Origin of the sequence: Achromobacter sp. K91, assembly GCF_003576205.1 — a bacterium.
GTDB classification, from domain to species: Bacteria; Pseudomonadota; Gammaproteobacteria; order Burkholderiales; family Burkholderiaceae_B; genus Achromobacter; species Achromobacter aegrifaciens.
In genome coordinates this window covers 125281-150891 of record NZ_QWFB01000027.1, presented here as the reverse complement: position 1 = coordinate 150891, position 25611 = coordinate 125281, and the positions used below count along the sequence as shown (strand labels likewise).

At 66.0% G+C, this 25611-nt stretch carries 24 protein-coding genes; 19 read left to right on the top strand and 5 right to left on the bottom strand.

Annotated features, from left to right (window positions below; translation table 11 throughout):
- Entirely contained in the window at positions 1-957 is a 957-nt protein-coding gene (locus DXK93_RS10205; protein ID WP_119449995.1) for an aldo/keto reductase, read from the bottom strand.
- Positions 958-1229: 272 nt separating this feature from the next.
- Between DXK93_RS10205 and DXK93_RS10200 the strand changes: the two genes are divergently transcribed.
- From DXK93_RS10200 to DXK93_RS10190, 3 genes are all read left to right on the top strand, one after another.
- Positions 1230-2201: an ABC transporter substrate-binding protein gene (locus DXK93_RS10200; protein WP_054452924.1), complete on the top strand. Its 972-nt coding sequence runs from the start codon at positions 1230-1232 to the stop codon at positions 2199-2201.
- 418 nt (positions 2202-2619) lie between these two features.
- Entirely contained in the window at positions 2620-3507 is an 888-nt protein-coding gene (locus tag DXK93_RS10195) for an ABC transporter permease (RefSeq protein WP_054452922.1), read from the top strand.
- Between the two features lie 146 nt (positions 3508-3653).
- The gene (locus DXK93_RS10190; RefSeq protein WP_013395026.1) at positions 3654-4448 is read left to right on the top strand and encodes an ABC transporter ATP-binding protein; all 795 of its coding nucleotides are present in this window, start codon (positions 3654-3656) and stop codon (positions 4446-4448) included.
- Between the two features lie 48 nt (positions 4449-4496).
- Here the strand turns inward: DXK93_RS10190 and DXK93_RS10185 are convergent, their stop codons facing one another.
- From DXK93_RS10185 to DXK93_RS10175, 3 genes are all read right to left on the bottom strand, one after another.
- Positions 4497-5744: an FAD-binding oxidoreductase gene (locus tag DXK93_RS10185; protein ID WP_119449994.1), complete on the bottom strand. Its 1248-nt coding sequence runs from the start codon at positions 5742-5744 to the stop codon at positions 4497-4499.
- Between the two features lie 96 nt (positions 5745-5840).
- Entirely contained in the window at positions 5841-7475 is a 1635-nt protein-coding gene (locus DXK93_RS10180; RefSeq protein ID WP_119449993.1) for an NAD(P)/FAD-dependent oxidoreductase, read from the bottom strand.
- Positions 7475-8986, bottom strand: a complete 1512-nt coding sequence (locus tag DXK93_RS10175) for a polyamine aminopropyltransferase (RefSeq protein WP_054452916.1) — start codon at positions 8984-8986, stop codon at positions 7475-7477. Before DXK93_RS10175 ends, DXK93_RS10180 begins: the two co-directional genes overlap by 1 nt.
- 89 nt (positions 8987-9075) lie before the next feature.
- Here DXK93_RS10175 and DXK93_RS10170 point away from each other — a divergent pair, with 89 nt between their 5' ends.
- From DXK93_RS10170 to DXK93_RS10140, 8 genes are all read left to right on the top strand, one after another.
- Complete coding sequence (locus DXK93_RS10170) at positions 9076-9462, top strand: DUF350 domain-containing protein (RefSeq protein WP_054452914.1); 387 nt, start codon at positions 9076-9078, stop codon at positions 9460-9462.
- Positions 9463-9503: 41 nt separating this feature from the next.
- Entirely contained in the window at positions 9504-10532 is a 1029-nt protein-coding gene (locus DXK93_RS10165) for an SPFH domain-containing protein (protein WP_054452912.1), read from the top strand.
- Between the two features lie 6 nt (positions 10533-10538).
- On the top strand, positions 10539-12008 hold the full coding sequence (locus DXK93_RS10160; RefSeq protein WP_119449992.1) for a DUF4178 domain-containing protein: 1470 nt from the start codon (positions 10539-10541) through the stop codon (positions 12006-12008).
- 4 nt (positions 12009-12012) lie between these two features.
- Positions 12013-12174 carry a hypothetical protein gene (locus DXK93_RS32120; RefSeq protein ID WP_166738458.1) on the top strand — a complete coding sequence of 54 codons (162 nt, stop codon included), beginning with the start codon at positions 12013-12015 and terminating at the stop codon, positions 12172-12174.
- A complete protein-coding gene (gene speD / locus DXK93_RS10155; protein WP_054452908.1) occupies positions 12171-12521 on the top strand; it encodes an adenosylmethionine decarboxylase in 351 nt (116 codons plus the stop codon). Before DXK93_RS32120 ends, speD begins: the two co-directional genes overlap by 4 nt.
- A gap of 117 nt (positions 12522-12638) precedes the next feature.
- On the top strand, positions 12639-13397 hold the full coding sequence (gene modA / locus DXK93_RS10150) for a molybdate ABC transporter substrate-binding protein (protein WP_119449991.1): 759 nt from the start codon (positions 12639-12641) through the stop codon (positions 13395-13397).
- 23 nt (positions 13398-13420) lie between these two features.
- Positions 13421-14107, top strand: coding sequence for a molybdate ABC transporter permease subunit (gene modB / locus DXK93_RS10145; protein WP_054452904.1), 687 nt, complete (start codon positions 13421-13423; stop codon positions 14105-14107).
- Positions 14104-14790, top strand: a complete 687-nt coding sequence (locus DXK93_RS10140; protein WP_088153547.1) for an ATP-binding cassette domain-containing protein — start codon at positions 14104-14106, stop codon at positions 14788-14790. The genes modB and DXK93_RS10140 overlap by 4 nt, the downstream gene beginning before the upstream one ends.
- Positions 14791-14795: 5 nt before the next feature.
- Here DXK93_RS10140 and DXK93_RS10135 read toward each other — a convergent pair whose 3' ends face one another.
- On the bottom strand, positions 14796-15590 hold the full coding sequence (locus DXK93_RS10135; RefSeq protein WP_054452900.1) for a TOBE domain-containing protein: 795 nt from the start codon (positions 15588-15590) through the stop codon (positions 14796-14798).
- A 158-nt stretch (positions 15591-15748) separates the two neighbouring features.
- On the opposite strand from DXK93_RS10135, the gene DXK93_RS10130 reads away from it, so the two are divergent.
- From DXK93_RS10130 to acpS, 8 genes are all read left to right on the top strand, one after another.
- Positions 15749-16339 (top strand): DUF4136 domain-containing protein, encoded by a 591-nt coding sequence (locus DXK93_RS10130; RefSeq protein ID WP_054452898.1) that lies wholly within the window; start codon positions 15749-15751, stop codon positions 16337-16339.
- A gap of 33 nt (positions 16340-16372) precedes the next feature.
- Positions 16373-17566, top strand: a complete 1194-nt coding sequence (locus DXK93_RS10125) for a patatin-like phospholipase family protein (RefSeq protein WP_054452896.1) — start codon at positions 16373-16375, stop codon at positions 17564-17566.
- A gap of 196 nt (positions 17567-17762) precedes the next feature.
- Entirely contained in the window at positions 17763-18128 is a 366-nt protein-coding gene (locus DXK93_RS10120; RefSeq protein WP_054452894.1) for a winged helix-turn-helix domain-containing protein, read from the top strand.
- A 196-nt stretch (positions 18129-18324) separates the two neighbouring features.
- Positions 18325-19587, top strand: coding sequence for an efflux RND transporter periplasmic adaptor subunit (locus DXK93_RS10115; protein ID WP_054452892.1), 1263 nt, complete (start codon positions 18325-18327; stop codon positions 19585-19587).
- Positions 19588-19649: 62 nt separating this feature from the next.
- On the top strand, positions 19650-22880 hold the full coding sequence (locus tag DXK93_RS10110) for a multidrug efflux RND transporter permease subunit (RefSeq protein WP_119449990.1): 3231 nt from the start codon (positions 19650-19652) through the stop codon (positions 22878-22880).
- Complete coding sequence (locus tag DXK93_RS10105) at positions 22877-24364, top strand: efflux transporter outer membrane subunit (protein WP_054452888.1); 1488 nt, start codon at positions 22877-22879, stop codon at positions 24362-24364. Before DXK93_RS10110 ends, DXK93_RS10105 begins: the two co-directional genes overlap by 4 nt.
- A complete protein-coding gene (pdxJ, locus tag DXK93_RS10100) occupies positions 24361-25101 on the top strand; it encodes a pyridoxine 5'-phosphate synthase (RefSeq protein WP_054452886.1) in 741 nt (246 codons plus the stop codon). Before DXK93_RS10105 ends, pdxJ begins: the two co-directional genes overlap by 4 nt.
- 48 nt (positions 25102-25149) lie before the next feature.
- The gene (gene acpS, locus DXK93_RS10095; RefSeq protein WP_054452884.1) at positions 25150-25581 is read left to right on the top strand and encodes a holo-ACP synthase; all 432 of its coding nucleotides are present in this window, start codon (positions 25150-25152) and stop codon (positions 25579-25581) included.
- The last annotated feature ends 30 nt before the right edge of the window (positions 25582-25611 follow it).

Here is a 25611-nt window from a genome sequence, read left to right as displayed (position 1 = left end):
TCACCGCCATTCACTCGCCTGGCTCAGCTTGGCCAACTGATCATGCGTCAGCGCCAGGCTGGCCGCCTTGACCAGTTCGTCCAGTTGCTCGAGCGAGGTCGCGCTGACGATGGGCGAGGTGATGCCGGGTTGCGCGATCTGCCAGGCCAGCGCGGCCTGGGCGGGCGTGCAGCCGGCGTCCTCGGACACTTCGTCCAGCGCTTTCAGGATCCGGTAGCCGCGGTCGTTGAGATAGGTGTCGACGATCTTGCGTCCGCGCGGGCTCTTGCCCGCGTCCGCGGGGCTGCGGTACTTGCCGCTGAGGAATCCGCTGGCCAGGGCGTAATAGTTGATCGTGCCCATCTGCTGCGTCTTCACCAGGCTTTGCAACCCGGACTCGAAGGGTTCGCGGCGGTACAGGTTGTATTCCGGTTGGATGCTCTCGTAGCGCGGCAGGCTGTGCCGTTCGCTCGCGATCAGCGCTTCGGACAGCCGCACCGCGGTGTAGTTGGAGGCGCCGATGGCGCGCACCTTGCCGGACTCGATGTGCTTGGCGTATTCGGCCAGGGTGTCGGTCAGCGGTGTGTCGGGGTCGTCCTGGTGCGACTGGTAGAGGTCGATGTGGTCCGTCTGCAGCCGGGCCAGCGAGGCTTCCAGCGAACGGCGGATGTAGGCGGGCGCCAGGCCCTTGGCGTCGGGTCCCATTTCCATGCCGACCTTGGTGGCGATCAGCACGCGGTCGCGCTTGCCGGAGCGCTTCAGCCATTTGCCGATCAGGGTCTCGGATTCGCCGCCCTGATTGCCTGGAACCCAGCGCGAATACACGTCCGCCGTGTCGATGAAGTTCAGGCCGGCGTCCACCAGCGCGTCCAGCAGCGAGTACGTGCCGGCTTCGTCCACGGTCCAGCCGAAGACGTTGCCGCCGAAGGTGAGGGGAGGAATCTGCAGGCCGGAACGGCCCAATGCGCGTTTGATCATGGTGAGGCCTCTGGATGCTGCGGTTGGCGGCGCGAAAGAAGTCCGGTTTCTGCGGATCCGGCCGCTGCGATTCCGGGCTTTTCAGTATATTGACGCCGCTGCGCCCCGCTGCGGGGCATGCTGTTGCGGCATGCACCATTTCAGGGATTCCCCCGAAACGCTTTGGGTGGGCGGCAAGTTAGACTATACGGCTTTATGGCTAGTCCGGCCGGCGGGGAGCCGCCAGCGGCGCCGTAATAATGAGCAAAAACAAGGGTTCAAGGAGCTTATCTATGCTGATCGGAAAAAAACATTTTCTGACGGTTGGCGCCATGGCGCTGGCGATGGCTATCGCCGCGCCTGTGTCCGCGCAGCAGAAATCCGTGGCGGTCACCGCCATCGTCGAGCATCCGGCGCTGGACGCCGTGCGTGACGGGGTGCAGGATGCCCTCAAGCAGGCCGGCTACGAGCCGGGCAAGAACCTGAAGTGGCAATACCAGAGCGCCCAGGGCAACAACGGCACCGCCGCCCAGATCGCGCGCAAGTTCGTCGGCGACAAGCCCGACGCCATCGTCGCGATCGCCACGCCGTCGGCACAGGCCGTCGTCGCCGCTACCAAGGACGTGCCGGTGGTGTATTCCGCCGTGACCGATCCGGTCGCTGCCCAACTGGTCGCCAGCATGGACGCCTCGGGCACGAACGTGACCGGCGTGTCGGATCTGCTGGCCCTGGACAAGCAGGTCGAACTGATCAAGAAAATCGTCCCTAACGCCAAGCGCGTGGGCATCGTCTACAACCCGGGCGAGGCCAACTCGGTCGTGGTCGTGAAGAAGCTGCAGGAAATCCTGCCGAAGTCTGGCATGAGCCTGGTCGAAGCGGCAGCGCCGCGCTCGGTGGACGTGGCTTCCGCCGCCCGCAGCCTGATCGGCAAGGTCGACGTCATCTACACCAACACCGACAACAACGTCGTGTCGGCCTATGAGTCGCTGGTCAAGGTCGGCAACGACGCCAAGATCCCCCTCATCGCTTCCGACACCGACAGCGTCAAGCGCGGCGGCATCGCCGCCCTGGGCATCAACTACCGCGACCTGGGCGTGCAGACGGGCAAGGTGGTGGTGCGCATCCTGAAGGGCGAGAAGCCCGGCGCCATTCCCTCGGAAACCATCTCCAAGCTCGAGCTCTACGTGAACCCGGGCGCTGCCGCCAAGCAGGGCGTGACCCTGTCCGATGCGATCATCAAGTCGGCCGCGGTGGTTGTGAAGTAATAATCAGCCGTACCCGCCCCGCCATGCCTACCCGGCGTGAGCGGGGCTTGTTTTATGTTCTGGTGTCTTGCCTTACCCCATGGTCTTCAGGGCGGCAGCATTCACAAGATGCTCGCGGCCCGGCGCAATGTGCTGGTCTTGAATGGCCGGCGGCCCGCCTTACGGCGTTGTGCCCGCCCGGCGTTTTTGCTCCCTGAATGGTCCTGCAGACTCATGCTGGCGGCCCGGCCGTCCGGCACGGGAAGGCTTTGGCAGGAAACCGGAGAAAATCCCTCGCAGGGAAACGTTTCTTGCGAAAGCTGGGGTAAAACTGACCCCGAAACGCAAGATATCCGACGCGGCAACTCTTTAATATGCTCGTTTCTTGCCTTCGTGCAAGTTTTTAATATGCCCGCTTCTTACTGATTGGATTTGACCCATGTCATTGTTCTCGTTGTTAGGTGCGTTGGAGATCGGCCTGATCTTCAGCCTGGTGGCTCTGGGCGTGTATATCTCGTTCCGCCTGTTGCGCTTCCCGGACCTGACCGTTGACGGCAGCTTCCCGTTGGGCGGCGCGGTCTGTGCCACGCTGATCGCCTCGGGCACCGACCCGTTCATGGCCACCGTCATCGCCACCATCGCTGGCGCCGCAGCCGGGCTGGTCACCGGCTGGTTGAACGTCAAGCTCAAGATCATGGATCTGCTGGCCAGCATCCTGATGATGATCGCGTTGTACTCGGTCAACCTGCGCATCATGGGCAAGCCCAATGTCCCGCTGATCACCGAACCCACCGTATTCACCATCCTGCAGCCTGAGTGGTTGTCGGACTACGTCGCCCGCCCGTTGATCCTGATCGTGATCGTGATCCTGGCCAAACTGGCGCTGGACTGGTTCTTCGCCACGCAGACCGGCCTGGCGGTGCGCGCCACCGGTTCCAACGGCCGCATGGCCCGCGCCCAGGGCGTCAACACCGGCCGCATGATTCTGGGCGGAATGGCGCTGTCCAACGCGCTGGTCGCGCTGGCGGGCGCGCTGTTCGCGCAGACCCAGGGCGGTTCGGACATTTCGATGGGCATCGGCACCATCGTGATCGGCCTGGCCGCGGTGATCGTGGGCGAAAGCATCCTGCCGTCGCGCAAGCTGGTGCTGGCCACGCTGGCCGTCATCATCGGCGCCATTGTCTACCGCTTCTTCATCGCCCTGGCGCTGAACAGCGATTTCATCGGCCTGAAGGCGCAAGACCTGAACCTCGTCACTGCGGTGCTGGTCACGTTTGCCCTGGTCATTCCCATGCTCAAGCGCCGCCTGGTCGGCAAGAAAGGATGAGGCCCACCCCCGAAGTGCCTGCGGCGCTTCCCCCTCAAGGGGGCGCCGCGCGCGGACCGGCAAAGCCGGCTCCGCGGCGGCCCCGATCGGGCTGTATGGAATTGATGTGGCCTGTGTGCTGCGATTGCACAATGGAGTACTGAAATATGTTGTCCGCAAAAGACCTCAAGATCACGTTCAACGCGGGTACGCCCATCGAAACCCGCGCCTTGCGCGGCCTGTCGCTGGAGATCCCCTCGGGCCAGTTCGTGACCGTCATCGGCTCCAATGGCGCCGGCAAGTCCACCTTCCTGAATGCCGTGTCGGGCGACCTGCCGGTCGACTCCGGCCGCATCGACATCAATGGCGTCGACGTCACGCGCCAGCCGGTGTGGGCGCGGGCGGGCCGTGTGGCCCGCGTGTTCCAGGACCCCATGGCCGGCACCTGCGAAGACCTGACCATCGAAGAGAACATGGCGCTGGCGCAGATGCGCGGCGCGCGCCGCGGCTACAGCCGCGCGGTCAAGGCCTCCATGAAGGAGGGCTTTCGCGAGCGCCTGGCCACGCTGGGCCTGGGCCTGGAAAACCGCCTGACCGACCGCATCGGCCTGCTGTCTGGCGGTCAGCGCCAGGCGGTCAGCCTGTTGATGGCGGCCTTGCAGCCCTCGCGCATCCTGCTGCTGGACGAGCACACCGCGGCGCTGGACCCGCGCACGGCGGACTTCGTGCTGCAGCTGACCGCGCGCATCGTGGCCGAAAGCCAGCTCACCACGATGATGGTGACCCACAGCATGCGCCAGGCGCTGGACGTGGGCGACCGCACCGTCATGCTGCATCAAGGGCAGGTGGTGCTGGATGTGTCGGGCGACGAGCGCCGCGGCATGGACGTGCCGGATCTGCTGGCCATGTTCGAGCGCGTGCGCGGCGAGAAGATCTCGGACGACGCCCTGTTGCTGGGGTAAGCGCCAGGCGCCGGTTGTGTGAACCACAGCCGGCGGCTTCCCGCCGCCCTAGATGAACCGACCCGGCCGGAAGGCCTCGTGGCGCGAGGCAGCGCCGCCATCACACATCAGTTCTCCCAGTATCCTGGCCGTGCCGGGCGCGGTGCTGAAGCCGATGTGCTGGTGGCCCAGCGCCAGCCACAGGCCGGGATGGCGCGGCGCTTCGCCTATCATCGGCCGGCTGTCGGGCAGCGTCGGGCGCCGCCCCAGCCACGCCTCGGCGTCCAGCCGCCGGTCCAGTGGAAACGCCTCGCGGGCCCGCGCCTCCGCCAGGTCCAGCTGCAGCGGCCGGGCGGGCGCTTCGCAGGCGTCCAGTTCCACGCCCGTGGTCAGGCGCAGCCCGCGTGCCATGGGCGACAGCACGTAGCCGCCGCCGGTGTCGTAGACCGGGCGTGTCAGGCTGGCGCCGTCTGCGCCGCTGTAATGCATGTGGTAGCCGCGCTCGAACGCCATGGGCAGGTCTATGCCCGCCGTTTTCAACAGGCCCTTCGACCAGGGACCCAGCGCCACCACCAATCGATCCGCCGCTACTGACCCGGACTCCTGCGCGCCTTGCACGATCCAGCCCTGGCCCTCGCGGCGGATGGCGCTGGCGGTCAGGCGTTGGAACGCGCCGCCCGAGCGCCGGAACAGGGCGGCATAGGCCGCGACCACTTCGTGCGGGTCATCGACAGAGTAGGAGCCCTGGATCCACAGGGCGCGGTGGAAGATGGGCGCAAGCGCGGGTTCGATCTCCGCGAGTTCCGCGGGCTGCAAGACCTGGGTCGGCACCTGGTACTGGGCAAAGGTCTTGCGCGACAGTTCGCCGCTGTTCCAGCCCTGTTCCGAGCGGTACAGGAAAACCCAACCCGTATCGCGCAGCCGGTGCGCCGCGCCCGATTCGTTCAGCAGCCGCAGATGCTCGGGCGCCGAAAGCCGGATCAGGCCATCCAGCGCCTCCACGGTCTGCCTGAACACCGCCGGCCGGGCGTTGAGCAGGAAGCGGGCGGCCCAGCCCAGGTTCCGCGCCAGATAGCTCAGCTTGTAGCGGAACTGCACGGTGTCGTTCTTCAGCAGCCGCGGCAACTGCGGCCACAAGCCGGGGTGGTTGAACGGCATCAGCGAACTGCGCGCGATCACGCCGGCGTTGCCCAGCGAGGTTTCCAGGCCCGGCTCCTGCCGGTCCACCAGCGTGACGGACAGGCCGCGGCGCTGCAGTTCCAGGGCGCAGCAGACGCCCACGATACCCGCGCCTAGGACAACGACGTGCTTTCCCATGTCTTTTTATCTGAGTCCGGTCAGGAGGTGCCGTGATGCCCGGCAAGCTCGCGGAATTGTATTGCAGGCGGCCGGAGAAAATGCGGCGCGCGAACTTCAGGCCTGCGGCGGCTTCTGGCCCATGATCCGTCCTGCCGCGGCCACGCCCCACCACGAGGCCTCCTCGAATACGGAATAGCCTGAAAGGTCTGAGTGCGCGAACAGCACCGGACCGTCCACGTCGCGCAGCGCGGCCAATCCCCGATTGGACAGGTAGCCGCATAGCGGCGAGGCCATGGCGTGGCCGCGCACCGTGATTTCCAGCTGGCGCGCATGGCGCCAGAACTCCTTGCCGTAGGCCGCGACCAGGTCGGACGCGGCCTCGGCCCGCAGTTCTTCCGGACTGGCGCGGGTCAGCCACTCGCGCGCGGCCTGGGGCGTCTGTCCGCTGAGCGCGTGATACGCCGTGAAGACGCAGCGCGGCGTGCGGGCCACGCGCAGCAGCTGGTGCGTGGAGACGACATAGCCCAGCGCCTTGCCCTGGTAGACGACGTTGTCCCAGGACAGCGGTTCGCCCGGGGCTTCGGCCGGATAGCCTTCCATGACGAAGTTCGACACCATCCAGGGCGCGTGCGGCGGCGCGTGCACCGCCGGATCGTAGCCATAGGAGCGGATGTCGGGCAGGATGCGCTGGGCCACGAACAAGGGCATCGCGCACACGGCGCGGCGCGCCTGCACCGTGTAGGCGCTGGAAGACGAGGCGAGGCAGGTGACCAGCGCGCCAGCAGGCGTCTCCTGTACCCGGACCGCCGTGCCGGCGGCCAGCCAGTCGGCATGGCCGAGCTTGTTCGTGATGGCGTCGCGCATGCGCTGCATCAACGTCGACAGGCCTCCAGGCCAGGTCAGCACCGCGCCTTCGCCGGCATTTTCGGCATGGCCGTCGCGGCTGGCAAAGTAGTGCAGGCCCGCCCAGGCCGAAATCGCGTCGTACTGTGCGCCGTAGTCGTCGCGGCAGCAATAGTTCAGGTACCAGTGCAGCGCGGGCGAGGTATAGCCCTCGCGGTCCAGCCATTGCTTGAACGTAACCGCGTCCAGCGCGCGCCAGGCCGGGTCCTGCGACGACAGCGTGAGCGGAATGCTGAAGACCTTGCGGCCGTCGTTGCCGGTCTGCGTGTGCAGACGATCGATCAGCGCAAGAAATTTGCGGTGCTGCGCCAGGTCCGCTTCCGGCAGCCCGCTCATGGGCAGCAGGTTCTCTTCCCAATGGCCGCCGCGCAGCAGGCGCTCCTGGGGCGAGTGCACCAGCGCGGTCTCGTCGTAGTAGGGGCGGGGGGTACTTGCGCCGCGCTCGATGATGCCGAAATCGGCCAGCATTTCGCGTATGTGCGTGGAGGCCATCGAGGGCAGCGGCAGGTAGTGCGCGCCCAAGGGGTAGTCCAGGCCGTCGCGCTGGCCGGCGGCCGCGTTGCCTTCGAGTTCGGGGCCCTGCACCACCAGGAAATCCGTGTGCCCTTCGCGCGCCAGCTTCCAGGCGCAGGACAGGCCTGCCACGCCCGAGCCCAGGATCACGACGTCGCGCTGGCGGCTGGCGGAGGGCTGCGGCCAGGCCGCTGCGTCGCGCAAGGCATGGCCTGCCTGCATGCCCGGGTAATGGATTTCCGGCGTGGTCTCGACGATGCGCGAACGGTAGTACCCGGCGGTGCCGGCGACGGCGGCCGTGGCCGCGCCCAAGAGGAAGCTGCGCCGCCGCATCAGCGGATGACCTTGCGCCAGTCCTCGTCGAAATAGCGCACGAGCGATTGCTCGTTCAGACGGTTCGGAGGCATCGCCAGCGCGGGCATGTCGGCGGGGAAGTGGAACAGTTCGCGCGTCGTGACCGGGTCCAGGTAGCGCGTGGGCACGGTAATCGTGGTGGGCGGCTCGTAGTCGCGGCGCTTGCTGGCCAGAATGAAGCCCCAGTCGCCAAAGGACGGCACGTAGGTATGGTACGGCCAGGTGTTCAGGCCGGCTTCCTTCAAGGTGGCGTCCACGCTCCAGAATGAGCGCGGCGCGAAGTAGGGCGAGGTGGACTGCACCACCATATAGCCGTTCTCGGCCAGGTGGCGCGCCATCAGGTGATAGACCGGGACCGAGTAGAGGCGGCCCAGGCCGAAGTTGGACGGGTCCGGAAAATCCACCACGATGTAGTCATAGACCTCGGCGTGGGTTTCCAGCCAGCGGCCGGCGTCGTCATTGATCACCGTGACCCGGGGATCCTTCAGCGACCCCTGGTTCAGCTTGACCAGCGGTTCGGAGCGGGAGAACAGGCCGGTCATGGCCGGATCCAGATCCACCAACGTCACATGTTCGATATTCTTGTACTTGAGGATTTCGCGCACCGCCAGGCCGTCGCCGCCGCCCAGCACCAGCACATTGCGCGCCCAGGGCAGGGCTTGCAGGCCGGGGTGCACCAGCGCTTCGTGATAGCGGTGCTCGTCGCGCGACGAGAACTGCAGGTTGCCGTTGATGTACAGGCGCAGGTCGTCGTGCCAGCGCGTGACCACCAGGCGCTGGTACTGCGTGGTTTCCGCGTGCACCACGTCGTCGCCGTACAGGCCTTTCTCGGCCCAGGCCGTCATGCTGCCGGAATAGATGAAGCCCATCCCCAGGAACCCGATCACCACCCCAGCGCGGATGGCTTTTTCGCCGGGCCTGCGCAGTTCCGCGCGGAACAGCCAGGTGGTCCACAGCGCCACGCTGGCGTTCATGATGCCGAACAGGAAACTGGTGCGCAGCAATCCGAGCTTGGGCGCGAGCAGCAGGGGAAACACCAGCGACACGGCCAGCGCGCCCAGGTAGTCGAAGGTCAGCACGCGGCTGACGATTTCGCGGAACTCGGCCTTGCGCTGATTGAACACTCGCATCACCAGCGGAATCTCCATCCCGACCATCAGGCCGATGACGAAGACGCCGACATACAGGGCGGCGCGGAAGGGCGCGGAAAGCCAGGCGAAGACCAGGAACAGCACCGCGGCGGAGACGCCGCCCAACAGGGCGACCAGCAGCTCCACGTCGATGAAGCGATTCAAAACGTCTTCGTCTCTTACATATTTTGACAACCACGAACCTATGCCCATGGCGAAGAGATAGCAGCCGATGACGGAAGAGAACTGCAGTATCGAATCCCCCAGCAAATAGCTGGCCAGCGCGCTGCTGATGAGCTCATAGCCCAAACCGCAGGAGGCGACGATCAATACCGAAAGGATGAGAACGCGGTCGCGCATGAGGTGTCCGACACGAAAAATGCGTTCGCAGTATATCGAACGCGCCGTATATACTGCGCGCAATTAGGAGGGCGGCAATGGGAGAAGCAATGCATCCGGTGGTGACCTATCTTATCTACATGGCATCTGCGCTTGCCATGCTGGGTGTCTTCACCTTGGTCTACACGGCCGTCACGCGCTACAAGGAGTTCGAGCTGATCCGCGAAGGCAATATCGCCGCCGCGCTGTCGTATGGCGGCGCGCTGGTCGGCTTCAGCTTCACCTTGTGCTCCAGCATCGCGATCCATGCCAGCTATGCCATGTTCCTGCTGTGGGGCCTGGTGGCCATGCTGGTGCAGCTGGTCGTGTACGTGGGCGTATCCCAGACCGTGCGCGGCATGAACGAGGCCATCGAAGAAAATAACATCGCCATGGGCGGGCTGATCGGCTCGATTTCCATCGCCGCGGGCATCGTCAACGCCGCCAGCCTGACCTGACGCGGCCGCGCGCCGCACTCGATCTGACAGGAGAACGACTCATGAGTCTCGGTTCATTCATCCGCAAGCAGTTCATCGACATCCTGCAATGGAACGAGGACCGCGACGGCGTGCTCGCCTGGCGTCATCCCATGCAGGATTTCGAAATCCAGTACGGCGCCAGCCTGACCGTGCGCGAATCGCAGATGGCGGTGTTCGTCAACGAAGGCAAGGTGGCCGACGTGTTCGGCCCCGGCATGTACAAGCTGACCACGCAGACGCTGCCGATCCTGACCTACCTGAAGAACTGGGACAAGCTGTTCGAGTCTCCCTTCAAGTCGGATGTGATCTTCTTCAGCACGCGCCTGCAACTGGGCCGGCGCTGGGGCACGGCGCAGCCGGTGACGCTGCGCGACAGCGAATTCGGCATGGTGCGGCTGCGCGCTTTCGGCGTGTATTCCTATCAGATCTCCGATCCCGCCAAGTTCTACCGCGAGATCAGCGGCACGCGCGACGAATACACCGTCGACGACCTGGAAGCGCAACTGCGCAACATGGTGGTCGCGGCGATGACGACGGCGCTGGGCGGCTCCAAGGTGCCGTTCCTGGACATGGCCGGCAACCAGGGGCTGATGTCGCAAAGCATCGCTGAACAGCTGGCGCCGGTGTTCGACCGCTACGGCGTCAAGCTGGACAACTTCACGGTCGAGAACGTGTCGCTGCCGGAAGAGCTGCAGAAGGCGCTGGACACGCGGATCTCCATGGGCATGGCCGGCGACCTGGGCAAGTTCACCCAGTACCAGACCGCCACGGCCATACCGATGGCCGCGCAGAACGAAGGCGGCATCGCCGGCATCGGCGCGGGCCTGGCGGCCGGCGCGGCGCTGGGCCAGACCATGGCCGCAGGGCTGGCAGGCGCCCAGGGGCAGCCGCAGGCCGCGCCGCAGCCCGCCCAGCAGGCGCCCGCCGCCGCGGGCGCGGATCCGGCGCAACGGCTGCAGCAGCTCAAGGATCTGCTGGACAAGGGCCTGATCACGGCCGCGGACTACGATTCGGCCAAGGCCGAAGTGCTGAAGAAACTCACCAGCTAAGGCTCCATGCAGCAGGTTCTGTGTCCGCAGTGCGGCGCCCCAGTCAAGTTCACGTCCGCGGCATCGGTCATGGCGGTCTGCGGCGCCTGCCGCAGCACCTTGCTGAAGGACGCCGAGTCGGTCAAGCGCATCGGCGAGGCGGCCGAGGTCCTGGAGGACTACTCGCCCTTGTGCCTGGGCGCGGCCGGCACTTATGAAGGCAAGCGCTTCGACCTGATCGGCCGCGTCCAGCTGCGCTACGACGACGGCTTCTGGAACGAGTGGTACCTGTGGTTCGAGGACGGTTCCGACGGCTGGCTGTCGGACGCGTCGGGCCAGTACGCCGTGACCCGGCGGCGCAAGGTCAAGTCTACGCAGGGCATGCCGGCGTTCGACGACATCGCGCCCGGCGATGAACTGAAGCTGGACGGCCAGCGCTTCACGGCCGCCGACGTGCGCGCCTGCCAGGCGGGCGGCACGCAAGGCGAGTTGCCCTTCGTGCCGGGCGAAGGTTGGCTGGCCAAGGTGGCCGACTACCGCTGCCTGGACGCGTTCCTGACGCTGGACTTTTCCGACGGGCCCGAGCCCGAGCTGTACATCGGCAAGGCATTCGACCTGTCCGCGATGCAGGCGGCATCGCTGCGGACCAACGAGCAGGTCGAGGAGACCGCCGGCCGTTTCCGCGGCCAGATCAAGGCGCTGGACTGCCCCAACTGCGGCGGCCCGATAAGCTTCGTGGCCGCCATGGCCACGCAAGTGGTCTGCCCCTCGTGCGCCGCCGCGGTCGACTGCTCGGGGCCCACGGCCGAGGTCATCGAAAAGGCCCGCAAGGTCAAAGCCATCAAGACCACCTTGTCGCTGGGCGCGGTGGCCAAGATCGATGGCGCGTCCTATACGCTCATCGGCCTGATGAAGTGCGCCGATCCGGATCCCGAGGAACCGTCCGACTGGATCGAATACCTGCTGTTCAATCCCGCAAAGGGTTTCATCTGGCTGGTGGAAACCGACGAGGGCTGGGAGCGGGTGCAGGTATGCGACACCTGGCCCAGCCACAACAACGCCAGCAGCGTGCGCTGGCGCTCCAAGCTTTATCAGAAGCTGTACGACTACACCTCGCGCGTGGAACTGGCCCTGGGCGCCTTCAACTGGCGCGTCAAGGTCGGCGACAGCACCAAGATCACGGATTACAAGGCCGGCAACCTCAAGCTGACCCGCGAACTGAGCGAGTCCGAATTGGGCTGGTCCGCCTCGGGGCCGGTGGCGCCGGCGCAGTTGGCTGAATGGTTCGGCGATCCCGAACTTGCCAAGCAGAAGGCCATGCCGCTCAGCGGCAAGCCCGGGGGCTATCGCAAGTTCGCCTGGACGGCCATGATCGTGCTGGCCTTCCTGAATATCGACACCATTTTCAGTGGCGGCATCGTTCCGATCCTGATCGGCGCGGCGTTCCTGTGGATTCCGGCGGCGGTGGCGGACAAATTATCTGGCAAGGACGAATAACAGGATGGGCAAGCTCTTTTACACCGTCTACGCCATCGTGGTGGTGATTTTCGCCACCGGCTTTAACACCCCCGGTGCGCGCATGTCCAGCGGCGGCTCCGGCAGCAGCTGGGGCAGCAGTTCTTCGGGCGGATCGGGCTGGTCCTCGGGCGGGTCCCACAAGTGACCCCGCACGCCACACCCGGCCGCCACGTGCTGGCGGATTTCCGCGGCGTGCCGGCGGATCGCCTGACAGACGCGCAAGCGCTGGAACGCGACCTGATCGCCGCGGCGCAGGCGGCGGGCGCGCACGTGCTGAGCGCGCACTTCCATCATTTCGGCGAGGGCGCGGGCGTGACCGGCGTGGTCCTGCTGAGCGAATCCCACATCAGCATCCACACCTGGCCCGAGCATGCGTTCGCGGCGCTGGACATCTTCATGTGCGGCGCGGCGCGGCCCGAGCTGGCGCTGGAGCACCTGCAGGCGCGGCTGGCGCCCGAGGCGGTGCACGCGACCACGGTGGCGCGCGGCTGAAGCCCGCGCCCGCCACTCCTTGATATTGCTCAATGCTCCCTGGGCAGCCAAATTGACGAGCGTTATATACCTATATATATTTCGTTACCGACTTAGCGATTTCCCCGGGAGAAGAACATGTTCCGCAAACGTCCGATCGTGGCGCTGTCCTTGGCGCTGGCCGCCGCATGGAGCGCCAACGCCGCTGCCGGCGACCTGGTGGTGTCGGCCGCCGCCAGCCTGACCAACGCCTTCAAGGAAGTCGCGCAAGGCTACGAAAAAGAGCATGCCGGCACCAAGGTCATCCTGAACTTCGGCGCGTCCGACGTGCTGCTGCAGCAGATCGTCAAGGGCGCGCCGGCCGATGTGTTCGCCTCGGCGGACCAGAAGGCCATGGACAAGGCGGTCGAGGAAAAGGCCGTCAAGCCGGCCTCCCGCGTGGACTTTGCCGCCAATCAGGTGGTGCTGATCGTCCCGACGGACAGCAAGGCCAACATCACCGCGCTCAAGGACCTGACCCGCGACGACATCAAGCGCATCGCCTATGGCAACCCGGCATCGGTGCCGGTGGGCCGCTACACGCAGGGCGCGCTGGAGACGGCCGGCCTCTGGAGCGCGGTGCAGGCCAAGAGCGTGCTGGCCCAGAACGTGCGCCAGAGCCTGGACTACGTGGCTCGCGGCGAGGTCGATGCGGGCTTCGTGTTCGCGACCGACGCGGCCATCATGGCGGACAAGGTCAAGGTCGCGGTACGCGTGCCTTCGCAGACGCCGGTCACTTATCCCATCGCCGTCACCACCCGTGAAGCCGCTGCCAAGGAAGCCGAAAGCTTCGTTGCCTATGTGCTGTCTCCCGCAGGTCAGGCGATACTGTCGCGCTACGGCTTCCAGAAGCCCTGATATCCGTTGAATCGTAGGCATTGATGAGTGATCCGGTTTGGGTGCCCCTGCTGCTTTCCCTGAAAGTGGCGGGCTGGGCAACGCTGTTGGCGACCGTGGCGGGCACCGCCGCGGCTTATGGCCTGTCGCGCTGGCGCTGGCCGGGGCGCGACCTGCTGGACGCGCTGTTGACCTTGCCGCTGGTGTTGCCGCCCACGGTGCTCGGCTACTACCTGCTGGTGCTGCTGGGGCGCCGCGGCATCATCGGCGAGACGCTGGCGGGCTGGGGCATCGAACTGGTCTTCACCTGGCAGGGCGCGGTGATCGCGGCTTCGGTGGTGGCTTTTCCGCTGGTGTTCAAATCCGCCCGGGCCGCCTTCGAGAACGTTGATAGCCAACTGGAAAGCGCGGCGCGCGTGTTGGGCGTGTGCGAAGCGGGGGTCTTCTTCCGCGTCACCTTGCCGCTGGCCGCGCGCGGCATCGCCGCCGGGGTGCTGCTGGCCTTCGCGCGGGCGCTGGGCGAATTCGGCGCCACGCTGATGATCGCCGGCAACCTGCCGGGTCGTACACAGACTCTGTCGGTCGCCATCTACGAGGCGGTGCAGGCGGGCGACGACGCCACGGCCAACATGCTGGTGCTGGTCACCTCGGTGACCTGCGTGGTGGTCCTGCTGCTGGCCGGCAAGCTGGTGCCCGTCAGCAGCGGCCGGCGCAACGGGAGCGCGCTATGAGCGTCAGCATCCAGGTGCGCAAGCAGATGGTGTCCGGCGACCGGCGCTTCGCGCTGGACGTCGCATTCGATTCGTCAGCCAAGCGTATAGCGCTGTTCGGCCCCTCGGGCGCGGGCAAGAGCCTGACCCTGCGCGCGGTGGCGGGCCTGCTGCGCCCTGACGCGGGCCGCATCGAGATCAACGGCCGCGTGCTGTTCGACACGGACGCCGGCGTCAACCTGCCGGCGCAATCGCGCCGGGTGGCCTACCTGTTCCAGGACTACGCCCTGTTTCCCCACCTGACAGTGGCGCAGAACATCGCTTTCGGGCTGCGCCGCGGCTGGCGCAACCCGCCCCGGCGCGAGGTCGGGCCCGAGGCGCAGCGCTGGGTGGACGCGTTCGAGCTGGGTTCCATCGTGGGCAGCTATCCCAGCGAGATATCCGGCGGCCAGAAGCAGCGGGTGGCGTTGGCTCGAGCCCTCATGCTGCGGCCCGACATCCTGCTGCTGGACGAGCCCTTTTCAGCGCTGGATTCGCAGTTGCGCGGCAAGATGCGGCTGGAACTGAATGCCTTGCAGCGCCAGCTGGACGTGCCGATGCTGCTGATCACGCACGACCCGGCGGATGTGGATGCGCTGGCCGACGAGGTGTTCGAAGTGCGCGAGGGCAGGGTGCGACGCCACGATGAAGACGTGGGCGTCTGATCGGCTCAGTCCAGCACGCCCAGAATCACGCTGGAAGCCTTGAAGATCGCCACCGCGTCGGCGCCTGCGTCCAATCCCAGGTCCTGCGCGCTTTCATTGGTGACGATGGCCGCCAGCGTCATGCCGCCGTCCAGTCCGATCAGGATCTCGCTATTGACGGCGCCCGGGCGCAATGCCGTGATCTTGCCTGGCAGCTGATTACGCGCCGACAGGCGCAGGCCGGGGCCGGGCGCGCCCACGATGACGGACGACGCCTTGATCAGCGCGATGGCTTCCTTGCCGGTCGCCAGCCCCAATTCCTGCGTGCTTTCACGGGTGATGGTGGCCGTGATGGTCAGGCCCCCCGCGATGCGCAGCACGATTTCGTCATTGACGGCGCCGGCGCGGATCTGGATGACGGTGCCTAGCAGTTTGTTGCGTGCGCTGGTCTTGAGCATGAAACGCCTCATGAGATCGATGTCGCCACTGGCGTTCACGCCAGCGCGGGTCAGGTTTTCCATGAACTTGCGGTGTTCGGCTTCCAGGGCGCGGAAGGTGCCGATCAGGCCGCGCGCGCGGTCCGTCAGGCGCGTGCCGCCGCCGCCCTTGCCGCCGGCGGCCCTGATCACCAAAGGCTCGCCCGCCAGATTGTTCATGGCGTCGATGGCGTCCCATGCGCCCTTGTAGCTCATGCCCACGGCGCGCGCGGCGGCCGTGATGGATCCCGTGGCGTCGATCTGCGCCAGCAGGTCTATGCGGTTTTTTCCGCCCCAGGTCTGGGCGCCGGAGCGAAACCAAATCGAGCCGTCGAGTTCCAACATCTTTGTCGTGCCGTGGTCAGGGTATGGGATAGCTGAAAGTGTAATGGACGGGGGCTGTGCCCGTGGTTCACGGCGGACGCGATGCGAATGAGATTCTGTTGAAATTTTGCAGGCTTCGCGGCACTATGTTCAGGCATCGGGCTCACGGAGAAAACGACATGAAAGCGTTCAAATTGCTGGCTGCGGGTTCCATGACGGCGTTGTTGGCGGCCTGCGCCACTGGCCCTGACGTCAAGAGCGACTACGATCATCAGGCAAATTTCGCGCAGTACCGAACCTTCGGGTACATGACGCCGTTGGGCACCGACAAGGCCGGCTACAGCACCTTGCTGACCGAGCGCCTGAAGAACGCCACGCGCGGCCAGATGGAAATGCGCGGCTATACCTATAGCGCAGCAAATCCCGACCTGCTGGTCAACTTCAGCGCCAAGCTGCAGCAGAAGGTGCAGGTCACTCCGGCCGCGCCGCCCATGGGTCCGTACTACGGCTATCGCGCCGGCTTCTATGGCGGCTGGCCCGGCTACGGCTGGGGCGATGACGTCTACCAATATACTGAGGGCACCTTGAACATCGACCTCGTCGACGCGCGCCGCAGGCAGCTGGTGTGGGAAGGCGTGGCGGTGGGCGAGGTCCAGCCCGATGCCAGCGCCTCGCCCGAGAACACGGACAAGGTGGTAGCGCAGATCTTCTCCAAGTATCCGTTCCGCGCCGGCGTGGCTGCGCCGCAGTTGCCGGACAAAAGCAAGTAGGGCGGTCCGCCGGCCCTGCCTAGAGGAAGCCGCATGAGTACTCGCCGCAAGGCTCCGAAGCAAGACACCGGCGATACGCCGCCCTATGAAGTCGTCGCCCTGGTGCTGCAAGGCGGCGGGGCGCTGGGGGCCTACCAGGCCGGGGTGTACCAGGGGCTGCACGAAGCGGGTATCCGGCCCAACTGGATTTCCGGCATTTCCATCGGGTCGATCAACGCGGCCATCATCGCGGGGTCGCCCGAGGACGAGCGCGTGGAGCGCCTGCGCGGCTTCTGGGAAGCCATCTGCCGGCCGGCGGGTTTCGCTTCGGTACCCTGGGGCGAGACGCTCGGTCCCATGTTCGAAGGCTTGCCGTTCGGCTTTGGTTCGCCGGTCATGAACGGGCATGTGTCAGCCTTCCAGGCCTTGTTCTCGGGCCAGCCAGGCTTCTTCAAACCGCGTTTTCCGCCGCCCTACCTGGTGCATGGCAGGGGCGCGGCGTCCACCAGCTTCTACGACACCACGCCGCTGGCTGCGACCTTGCGGGAGTTCGTGGACTTCGACCTGCTCAATAGCGGGGCCGTGCGCGCCAGCTTTGGCGTGGTCAACGTGCGGACCGGCAACTTCGCCTACTTCGACAGCCTGAAGGACACGCTGCGGCCCGAGCACATCATGGCCTCGGGCGCCTTGCCGCCAGGCTTCCCTTCCGTCGAGATCGACGGCGAACACTATTGGGACGGCGGCGTCGTGTCCAACACGCCGCTGGCACAAGTGCTGACCACCGACAGCATGCGGGACACGCTGGCGTTCCAGGTCGATCTGTGGCCCGCGCGCGGCGGTCTGCCGAGCAACCTGGAGGAAGTGGCCGAGCGCCAGAAGGATATCCAGTACTCCAGCCGCACCCGCCTGGTCACGGACCAGCTGCGGCGCGTGCTCAAGCTGCGCCACGGCCTGCAACGCCTGCTGGCGAAGCTGCCGGCGGCCGAGCGCAACGCGGCGGAGTTCGCCGAGATCCGCAAGCTGTCCCATACGCCGGCCACCAACATCATCAACCTCATCTACGAGTCCAAGCACCGCGAGCGCTTTTCCAAGGACTACGAATTCGGCACCGAGGCCATGCGCGAGCACTGGGAGTCGGGCCTGGCCGACATCCGCGCGACGCTCGCCAAGCCCGGGATCCTGGCCCGTCCGACCCAGGACAGTTGTTTCGTCACTCACGATATCCATCGCAACGGCAAGCGCACCTGAGCTGGCGGGCAGGGGGGGCGAGTGCGGCACATCTGGACAAAGTCCGGACGGATTTCCTGCCGGATTGGTCTTATAGATGCCTTGCAATTTCAACGCCCACGGGTTCCAGCGGTAGGCTTTCGGGGCCAATTGCAACCTTGTTCCGGGAACCGGCCGCCACCCCGTGCGGCGCGGGCCTTCCTGGTGGAGATCCGTCGTGAATGCCCCCGCTCGCCTTGCACAGGTCGCGCCCGCCCGCGCGGCCGACACTTCTTACGCCATGGACGGCTGGTGGTCCCTGGTCTACCAGGGCTGGACACTGCTTACGCCCCATGGAGCCCGCATCGGCCTGACAGCCCTGGAGCGTACCTGCCTGCTTTGCCTGGCGGGCAATCCCGCCAGGGAATTGCGGCGCGATGAATTCATGGCGGTGCGCAAACGCACCACCATGCGCACACTGAATGTGGCGATCTGCCGCCTGCGCGGCAAGGTCCTGCTGGCCGGCGCCAGGCTGCCGCTGCATACCGTGCACGGCATGGGCTATGTGTTCCTGGGCAAGTTGCGGGAGCTTTCCGAGAGCTGATCTGTTGTATGAAATCCCCGCGCGCGTGGCATTTGAAGCACTAAAAATCAGTGATTTCCCCAATAACTGAGTTACATTACTGGGCTGATTACGTGCCTTGATGACGCATGCTTCTTATTTAACGTGGCCAATGCCGCGCTTAAATACTGCGATTACATGACGCGATTACGGTTAATTACGCTACGCGGGGGTTTCAATGCGGTTTTCGCCTAAACGTGTTTCAGGGCTGGCTTTTTCCGGCGGGGTCCTCGCACTGATATTGGCTGGTTGCGGCGAAAAGCCGCACATGAATCCAGGCATGCCCCAGGTCAGCGTCATTACGATCCAGCCGCAGCGCGCGCCCATCGTGTCCGAATTGCCCGGCCGCGTCGACGCCGTCCGGGATGCGCAGATCCGTTCGCGGGTCACCGGCATCGTCCAGAAGATCGCCTTCGAGCAAGGCGGCGACGTCAAGGAAAACCAACTGCTCTTCAAGATCGATCCGGCGCCCTACAAGGCTGCCTACGATCAGGCGACGGCGCAGCTCAAGCAGGCGCAGGCCAACCTGTTCAGCGCCAAGCTGCTGGCCGACCGTTACGCCCCGCTGGTCAAGGCCAACGCCGTCAGCAAGCAGGAATACGACAACGCCGTGGCTTCGTACCGCCAGGCCGACGCCTCCGTCGCCGCCGCCAAGGCGGCGCAGGACAATGCCGCCATCAACCTCGGCTACACCGACGTCACCTCGCCCATTACCGGCCGCATCGGCAAGCCGCTGGTCACCGAAGGCGCGCTGGTCGAGGCCACTTCGGCCACGCAGATGGCCACGGTGCAGCAGCTGGATCCGATCTACGTCGACTTCACCCAGTCCACCGCGGAACTCGCATCCTTGCGCCGCGCCTTCGCCAGCGGCCAACTGCAACAGGTCGGCAAGGATACGGCGCGCGCCACCATCGTGCTGGAAGACGGCTCCGAATACGGCCAGCCGGGCAAGCTGCTGTTCACCGGCATCACCGTGGATCCGACCACGGGCCAGGTGAACCTGCGCGCCGAAGTCCCCAACCCCGATGGCATCCTGCTGCCCGGCATGTACGTGCGCGTGCGCCTCGAGCAGGGCGTGGACGACAAGGCCCTGATGGTGCCGCAGCAAGCGCTGCAGCGTACCGCGGACGGCCTGCAAAGCCTGATGCTGGTCAAGGACAACAAGATCGAGCAGATTCCGGTCACCACCGGCGGCGCCCTCAAGAGCAACTGGATCGTCACCAGCGGCCTGAAGGCCGGCGACGTGGTCGTGGTGGAAGGATTCCAGAAGGTTCGCCCGGGCGCTCCGGTTCAGGCCAGCGAATGGAAGAACGGCACGCCCGCCCCGGGCGGCCAGGCGCCCGCGCAACCGGGTGCCAAGCCAGCGGAATCCGCCCCGCAGCCTGGCGCCAAGCCGGCCGAACCTGCGCAGCAGGACAAGGCCGCAGGCCAGAAATCTTAAGCGGCACGCGGCGCAAGCGCCGCGTTCCTCTTTGGTGAGCATCGCTTTCAGAGTCAGCCCACATGCCGCAATTTTTTATTGATAGACCGATTTTCGCCTGGGTAGTCGCCCTGTTCATCCTGCTGGCCGGGGTGCTGGCGATCCCGAACATGCCGATTTCGCAGTACCCGGACGTAGCGCCGCCCGCGATCACGATCACGGCCACGTACCCCGGCGCGTCGGCCAACGAAGTGGCCGAGCAGGTCACCAGTATCATCGAAGACCAGCTCAACGGCGCCAAGGGCCTGATCTACTACGAGTCGGTCAGCGATTCCTACGGCACCTCGACCATCACCGCGACCTTCGCTCCTGGCACCAATCCAGACTTGGCGCAGGTGGACGTGCAGAACCGCGTGTCCAACGTGGTCGCGCAGTTGCCCACCGCCGTGCAGCAGCAGGGCCTGCAATATGAGCAGACCAGTACCGGCTTCCTGATGGTGGCGGCGGTGTCGTCCACGGACGGTTCGCTGGACCAGACGGCGCTGGCCGACTACATCACCCGCAACATCAAGAACCCGGTTTCCCGCGTGCCCGGCGTGGGCCAGTTCCAGCTGTTCGCGGCGCCGCGCGCCATGCGCGTGTGGGTCGATCCCGCCAAGCTGGTCGGGTTCAACCTGAGCATGTCGCAGGTCAACCAGGCCATCGCCCAGCAGAACGTGGTGATTTCCGGCGGCAGCATCGGTGCGCCGCCCAACCCGGATTCGCAGCGCATCACCGCCACGGTCACGGCCAACGGCCAGCTGAGCACGGTGGAGGGCTTCGGCAAGATCGTCCTGCGCGCCAACACCGACGGCTCCAAGGTGCTGCTGCGCGACGTCGCCCGCATCGAAGTCGGCGCGGACAACTACCAGTTCGGCGCCCGCCTGAACGGCAAGCCGACGGCCGCATTCGCCATCGTGCTGTCGCCCAACGCCAACGCGCTGGCCACCGCCCAGGGCGTGCGCCAGCAGATGGAAGAGCTGTCCAAGTACTTCCCGGGCAACATCACGTACTCCATTCCGTACGACACGGCGCCCTACGTCAAGGTGTCCATCGAGCAGGTGGTCCACACCCTGGCGGAAGCCATGGTGCTGGTGTTCCTGGTGATGTACCTGTTCCTGCAGAATGTCCGCTACACCCTGATCCCGGCCCTGGTGGTGCCGGTGGCCATGCTGGGGGCGTTCGCGGTGATGCTGGCGCTCGGGTTCTCCATCAACGTGCTGACCATGTTCGCCATGGTGCTGGCCATCGGGATTCTGGTGGACGACGCCATCGTGGTGGTGGAAAACGTCGAGCGGATCATGTCCACAGAGGGCTTGCCACCCAAGGAAGCCACCAAGAAAGCGATGCCGCAGATCAGCGGCGCCATCATCGGCATTACGCTGGTGCTGGTGACGGTGTTCCTGCCGCTGGCCTTCATGAGCGGTTCGGTGGGTGTGATCTACCGCCAGTTCTCGATCGCGATGGCCGTGTCGATCTTCTTCTCGGCACTGCTGGCCCTGACCTTCACCCCGGCGCTGTGCGCCACCATCCTCAAGCCGGTGCCCAAGGGCCACCACGAGGACAAGAAGGGCTTCTTCGGCTGGTTCAACCGCAAGTTCGACGCCACCACCCACAACTACCAGAACTGGGTGTCGCGCATCCTGCACAAGGGCGGCCGCATGATGCTGGCGTTCCTGCTGCTGGTCGTGCTGCTGGGCTGGCTGTACCTGCGCCTGCCTTCGTCCTTCCTGCCCGAGGAAGACCAGGGCTACGTGGTCAGCAACATCGAGCTGCCCACCGGCGCCACTGCCAACCGCACGGTCGAGGTCATCGAGCAGGTCGAGAAGTACTTCTCGGACGTGCCCGCGGTCGAAAACATCATCGCCGTGCAGGGCTACAGCTTCAACGGCAACGGCCTGAACGCCGCTATCGCCTTCGTCACGCTGAAGGACTTCAGCGAGCGCAAGTCGCGCCAGGACTCGGCGGGCGCCATTGCCTTCCATGCCTTCGAAAAGCAGCTGATGGGCATCCATGACGCGCAGGTGTTCACCTTGGTGCCACCCGCCATTTCGTCCCTGGGCAACGCGACCGGCTTCGACTTCCGCCTGCAGGATCGCGGCGCGGCGGGTTCCGCCGCCCTGGCCGCGGCCACCGGCGAACTCATGGGCCTGGTCATGAAGAGCCCCGTGCTGTCGCAGGTGCGCATCACCGGCCTGGGGCCGGGCGCGCAGCTCAGCCTGACCATCGACCGCGAGAAAGCGGCTGCGCTGGGCGTGGACTTCAACGAGGCTGCCTCGCTGATTTCCACCGCGGTCGGCTCCGCCTACCTGAGCAAGTTCCCCAACCTGGGCCGGATGCAGAACATCTGGGTGCAGGCCGACGCGCCGTATCGCATGCAGCTCAATGACGTGCTGCAGCTGAACGCCCGCAACAGCCAGGGCGGCATGGTGCCGCTGTCCACCTTCGTCAAGGCCGAGTGGAAGCAGGGTCCGGTGCAGGTGGTGCGCTACAACAGCTACGAGTCCATGCGTATCGGCGGCGACGCCGCCCCTGGTTACACTACGGGCGAGGCGATGGCCGAGATGGAGCGTCTGGTGGGCCAGTTGCCGCAGGGCTTCGGCTACGAGTGGAACGGCCTTTCCTACCAGGAACGCCAGGCCGGCAACCAGGCTCCGATCCTGATGGGCCTGTCGCTGCTGGTGGTGTTCCTGGTGCTGGCCGCCCTGTATGAAAGCTGGGCCATCCCGATTTCGGTGATGCTGGTGGTGCCGCTGGGCATGCTGGGCGCGGTGGCGTTGATCAGCGCGCTGGGCATGTCCAACGACGTGTACTTCCAGGTGGGCATGGTGACCGTGATCGGCTTGGCGGCCAAGAACGCCATTCTTATCGTGGAATTCGCCAAGGATCAGTACGCTCGCGGCATGGGGCTGTATGAATCCGCGGTGGAAGCCGCGAGGCTGCGGTTCCGTCCCATCTTGATGACGTCGCTGGCCTTCATCCTGGGCGTGGTGCCCCTGGCCATGGCGACCGGCGCAGGCGCCGCCAGCCAGCGCGCCGTGGGTCTGGGCGTGCTGGGCGGCATGTTGGCCGCCACGCCGTTCGCGGTGATTTTCGTGCCGACCTTCTTCGTGGTGGTGCTGGGCCTGTTCAAGACCCGGCCGCGCCTGCTGGGCGCCGAACTGCGCGCCTTCGAGGAAGAGCAGGCGGCCAAGAAGGCGGCCGGTCAGGTTGCCCCGGACGCTGCCGCGCAACACCCCGCACAACCCAACGGTGGCCAGGAGGGCAAGGAATGAAAGCCCTGAAGTTCAAACAGACCGCCTTGTCCGCTTTCGTGGCGGTGGCGTTGGCCGGCTGCTCGCTGGCGCCCGATTACAAGCGCCCCGATGCGCCGGTTTCCGGTACGTGGCCCGATCAGCCCAAGGTGCAGTATGGCGGCTACGCCAAGCCCACCTCGCTGGGCACCCAGCCGTCCACCGCGGTCATGCCGCAGGACGGCACGCCGGCGGCCAATCTGGGCTGGCGCGAGTTCTTCCGCGATCCGCGCCTGCAAAGCCTGATCGAGCTGGCGCTGGTCAACAACCGCGACCTGCGCGTGGCGGTGGAGCGCGTGGAAGAGGCTCGCGCCCAATACGGCATCCAGCGCGGCGCGCAATGGCCCAGCATCGGCGCCGGCATCCAGGGCCAGCGTCAGCATCTGCCCCAGAACATGCGGCAGCCCGGCGCGGGTTCGATCAGCAGCTCGTACCAGGCAGGCATCGGCCTGACCACCTTCGAGATCGACCTGTTCGGCCGCCTGCGTAACCTGTCCGAGGCGGCGTATCAGCAGTACCTGTCGACCGAGCAGGCGCAGAAGAGTGCGCAGATCACGCTGGTCGGCGCGGTCGCGCAGTCGTACTTCAACCTGCGCGCCGCCGAGGTCCAGCTGGACCTGACGCAGCGCACCCTGGCGTCGCGCCAGGAATCCTATGACCTGGTCAAGCGGCGTTTCGACGGCGGCGTGGCTTCGGAGCTGGACCTGAACCAGGCCAAGTCGCTGCTGGATACGGCCTCGTCCGATCTGGCTCAACTGGCCCGCGCCCAGGCCCAGGCCATGAACGCGCTGGTGCTGCTGGTCGGCACGCCCTTGCCGCCGGACCTGCCGGCGCCGGCCGTGTTCGGCCGCGACCAGCTTCTGGCGACGGTGCCAGCCGGCCTGCCGTCCGATCTGCTCGAGCGCCGTCCGGACATCATGGCCGCGGAAAACCAGCTGCTGTCCGCCAACGCCAATATCGGCGCGGCGCGCGCGGCGTTCTTCCCGACCATCTCGCTGACCGGCCTGCTAGGGGTGGCCAGCCCCTCGTTGGGCGACCTGTTCAAGGGCGGCCAGGGCTATTGGAGCTTCTCGCCGTCGATCACCACGCCGCTGTTTGCCGGCGGCAGCATCCGCGAAGGGCTGAACCTGGCCAAGGCGCGCGACAATATCGCCGTGGCGCAGTACGAACAGTCCATCCAGCAGGCGTTCCGCGAAGTGTCGGACGCGCTGGCGGGCGAAGCTACCTACGGGGCGCAACTGGATGCCCAGCGCGCCCTGCAGGACGCGTCCGGCCGCACGCTGGAACTGTCGAATCTGCGTTATACCAATGGTATCGACAGCTACCTGCAGGTGCAGACCGCGCAGGTGGACTTTTTCAATGCCCAGCTCGCCCTGGTCCAGACTGGCCTGGCCGCGCTGATCAACCGCGTGGAGCTGTACAAGGCCCTGGGCGGCGGCTGGGAAGAAACAACGAAAGTGCAATGATAGAACTTGGTGTAAACATCGATCACGTTGCCACGCTGCGGCAACAGCGCCACACGACCTATCCGGACCCGGTGCTCGCCGCGCTGCGCGCGGAGGACGCCGGCGCCGATCTGATCACGCTGCATCTGCGTGAAGACCGGCGCCATATCCAGGACAAGGACGTCTACGCCATGCGTCCGCAATTGCGTACGCGCATGAACCTGGAATGCGCGGTGACGGCGGAAATGCTGGAGATCGCCTGCGCGGTCAAGCCCAGCGACGTTTGCCTGGTGCCCGAAAAGCGCACCGAACTGACGACCGAAGGCGGCCTGGAAGTCGCGGGCGCCATGGGGCCGGTGTCGGATGCGGTGGGCCTGCTGGCCGAGGCCGGCATCCGCGTGTCGCTCTTCATCGATCCGGATCCCGTGCAGATCGCGGCCGCGGCCAAGGCCGGCGCGCCGGTGATCGAATTGCACACCGGCGCCTACGCCGAAGCTGAAGGCGAGGCCGCCGAGGCCGAACTGCAGCGCTTGCGCCTGGCCGTGACCGAAGGGCTGCGCCACGGCTTGCGCGTGAACGCAGGCCACGGCCTGCATTACGGCAACGTCAAGCCGGTGGCCGCGCTGGAAGGCATTTCCGAACTCAACATCGGCCACGCCATCGTGGCGCAGGCGGTGTTCGACGGCTGGGAAAAAGCGGTGCGCGACATGAAGGCGCTGATGGTGCAGGCCCGCCTGCAAGCGCTGCGCGGGCTGTGACCGCGAGCCCGGTATCCCGTTTTTTCCTGCGGCCGCGCGCTGATTCCCATGTCTGACGCCTCCCGCCCCGCTGCGCCCGCAGGCGCCATTGCCGGCATCGGCATGGACCTGCTGCGCATCGACCGCATCGAGCGCGCGCTGGCGCGCCACGGCGACCGTTTTGCCGAAAAGATCCTGGGCGTCGAAGAACTGCAGAAGTTCCACGCGCGCCGCGCCCGCGACCCGGTGCGCGGCCTGCGTTTCCTGGCTACGCGCTTCGCGGCCAAGGAGGCGTTTTCCAAGGCCATAGGCCTGGGCATGCGCATGCCCATGACGTGGCGGCGCGTGCAGACGCTGAACGCGCCCGGCGGGCGTCCCGTGCTGGTGATCGCGCCCGAACTGCTGCAATGGTACGAGCAGCGCTTTGGTGCGGCCCACGTTTCCATTACCGACGAATCCGACATGGCCGCCGCTTACGTGGTGGTCGAACGCAAGCCCTGATCGGCGGACTCGTGTCTGCTGCCGGCTTGC

Excerpts from the sequence above, each read along its gene's own strand:
- DXK93_RS10205 (WP_119449995.1), bottom strand. The coding sequence starts at position 957 with ATGATCAAACGCGCATTGGGCCGTTCCGGCCTGCAGATTCCTCCCCTC.
- DXK93_RS10200 (WP_054452924.1), top strand. The coding sequence starts at position 1,230 with ATGCTGATCGGAAAAAAACATTTTCTGACGGTTGGCGCCATGGCGCTG.
- DXK93_RS10195 (WP_054452922.1), top strand. The coding sequence starts at position 2,620 with ATGTCATTGTTCTCGTTGTTAGGTGCGTTGGAGATCGGCCTGATCTTC.
- DXK93_RS10190 (WP_013395026.1), top strand. The coding sequence starts at position 3,654 with ATGTTGTCCGCAAAAGACCTCAAGATCACGTTCAACGCGGGTACGCCC.
- DXK93_RS10185 (WP_119449994.1), bottom strand. The coding sequence starts at position 5,744 with ATGGGAAAGCACGTCGTTGTCCTAGGCGCGGGTATCGTGGGCGTCTGC.
- DXK93_RS10180 (WP_119449993.1), bottom strand. The coding sequence starts at position 7,475 with ATGCGGCGGCGCAGCTTCCTCTTGGGCGCGGCCACGGCCGCCGTCGCC.
- DXK93_RS10175 (WP_054452916.1), bottom strand. The coding sequence starts at position 8,986 with ATGCGCGACCGCGTTCTCATCCTTTCGGTATTGATCGTCGCCTCCTGC.
- DXK93_RS10170 (WP_054452914.1), top strand. The coding sequence starts at position 9,076 with ATGCATCCGGTGGTGACCTATCTTATCTACATGGCATCTGCGCTTGCC.
- DXK93_RS10165 (WP_054452912.1), top strand. The coding sequence starts at position 9,504 with ATGAGTCTCGGTTCATTCATCCGCAAGCAGTTCATCGACATCCTGCAA.
- DXK93_RS10160 (WP_119449992.1), top strand. The coding sequence starts at position 10,539 with ATGCAGCAGGTTCTGTGTCCGCAGTGCGGCGCCCCAGTCAAGTTCACG.
- DXK93_RS32120 (WP_166738458.1), top strand. The coding sequence starts at position 12,013 with ATGGGCAAGCTCTTTTACACCGTCTACGCCATCGTGGTGGTGATTTTC.
- modA (WP_119449991.1), top strand. The coding sequence starts at position 12,639 with ATGTTCCGCAAACGTCCGATCGTGGCGCTGTCCTTGGCGCTGGCCGCC.
- modB (WP_054452904.1), top strand. The coding sequence starts at position 13,421 with ATGAGTGATCCGGTTTGGGTGCCCCTGCTGCTTTCCCTGAAAGTGGCG.
- DXK93_RS10140 (WP_088153547.1), top strand. The coding sequence starts at position 14,104 with ATGAGCGTCAGCATCCAGGTGCGCAAGCAGATGGTGTCCGGCGACCGG.
- DXK93_RS10135 (WP_054452900.1), bottom strand. The coding sequence starts at position 15,590 with ATGTTGGAACTCGACGGCTCGATTTGGTTTCGCTCCGGCGCCCAGACC.
- DXK93_RS10130 (WP_054452898.1), top strand. The coding sequence starts at position 15,749 with ATGAAAGCGTTCAAATTGCTGGCTGCGGGTTCCATGACGGCGTTGTTG.
- DXK93_RS10125 (WP_054452896.1), top strand. The coding sequence starts at position 16,373 with ATGAGTACTCGCCGCAAGGCTCCGAAGCAAGACACCGGCGATACGCCG.
- DXK93_RS10115 (WP_054452892.1), top strand. The coding sequence starts at position 18,325 with ATGCGGTTTTCGCCTAAACGTGTTTCAGGGCTGGCTTTTTCCGGCGGG.
- DXK93_RS10110 (WP_119449990.1), top strand. The coding sequence starts at position 19,650 with ATGCCGCAATTTTTTATTGATAGACCGATTTTCGCCTGGGTAGTCGCC.
- DXK93_RS10105 (WP_054452888.1), top strand. The coding sequence starts at position 22,877 with ATGAAAGCCCTGAAGTTCAAACAGACCGCCTTGTCCGCTTTCGTGGCG.
- pdxJ (WP_054452886.1), top strand. The coding sequence starts at position 24,361 with ATGATAGAACTTGGTGTAAACATCGATCACGTTGCCACGCTGCGGCAA.
- acpS (WP_054452884.1), top strand. The coding sequence starts at position 25,150 with ATGTCTGACGCCTCCCGCCCCGCTGCGCCCGCAGGCGCCATTGCCGGC.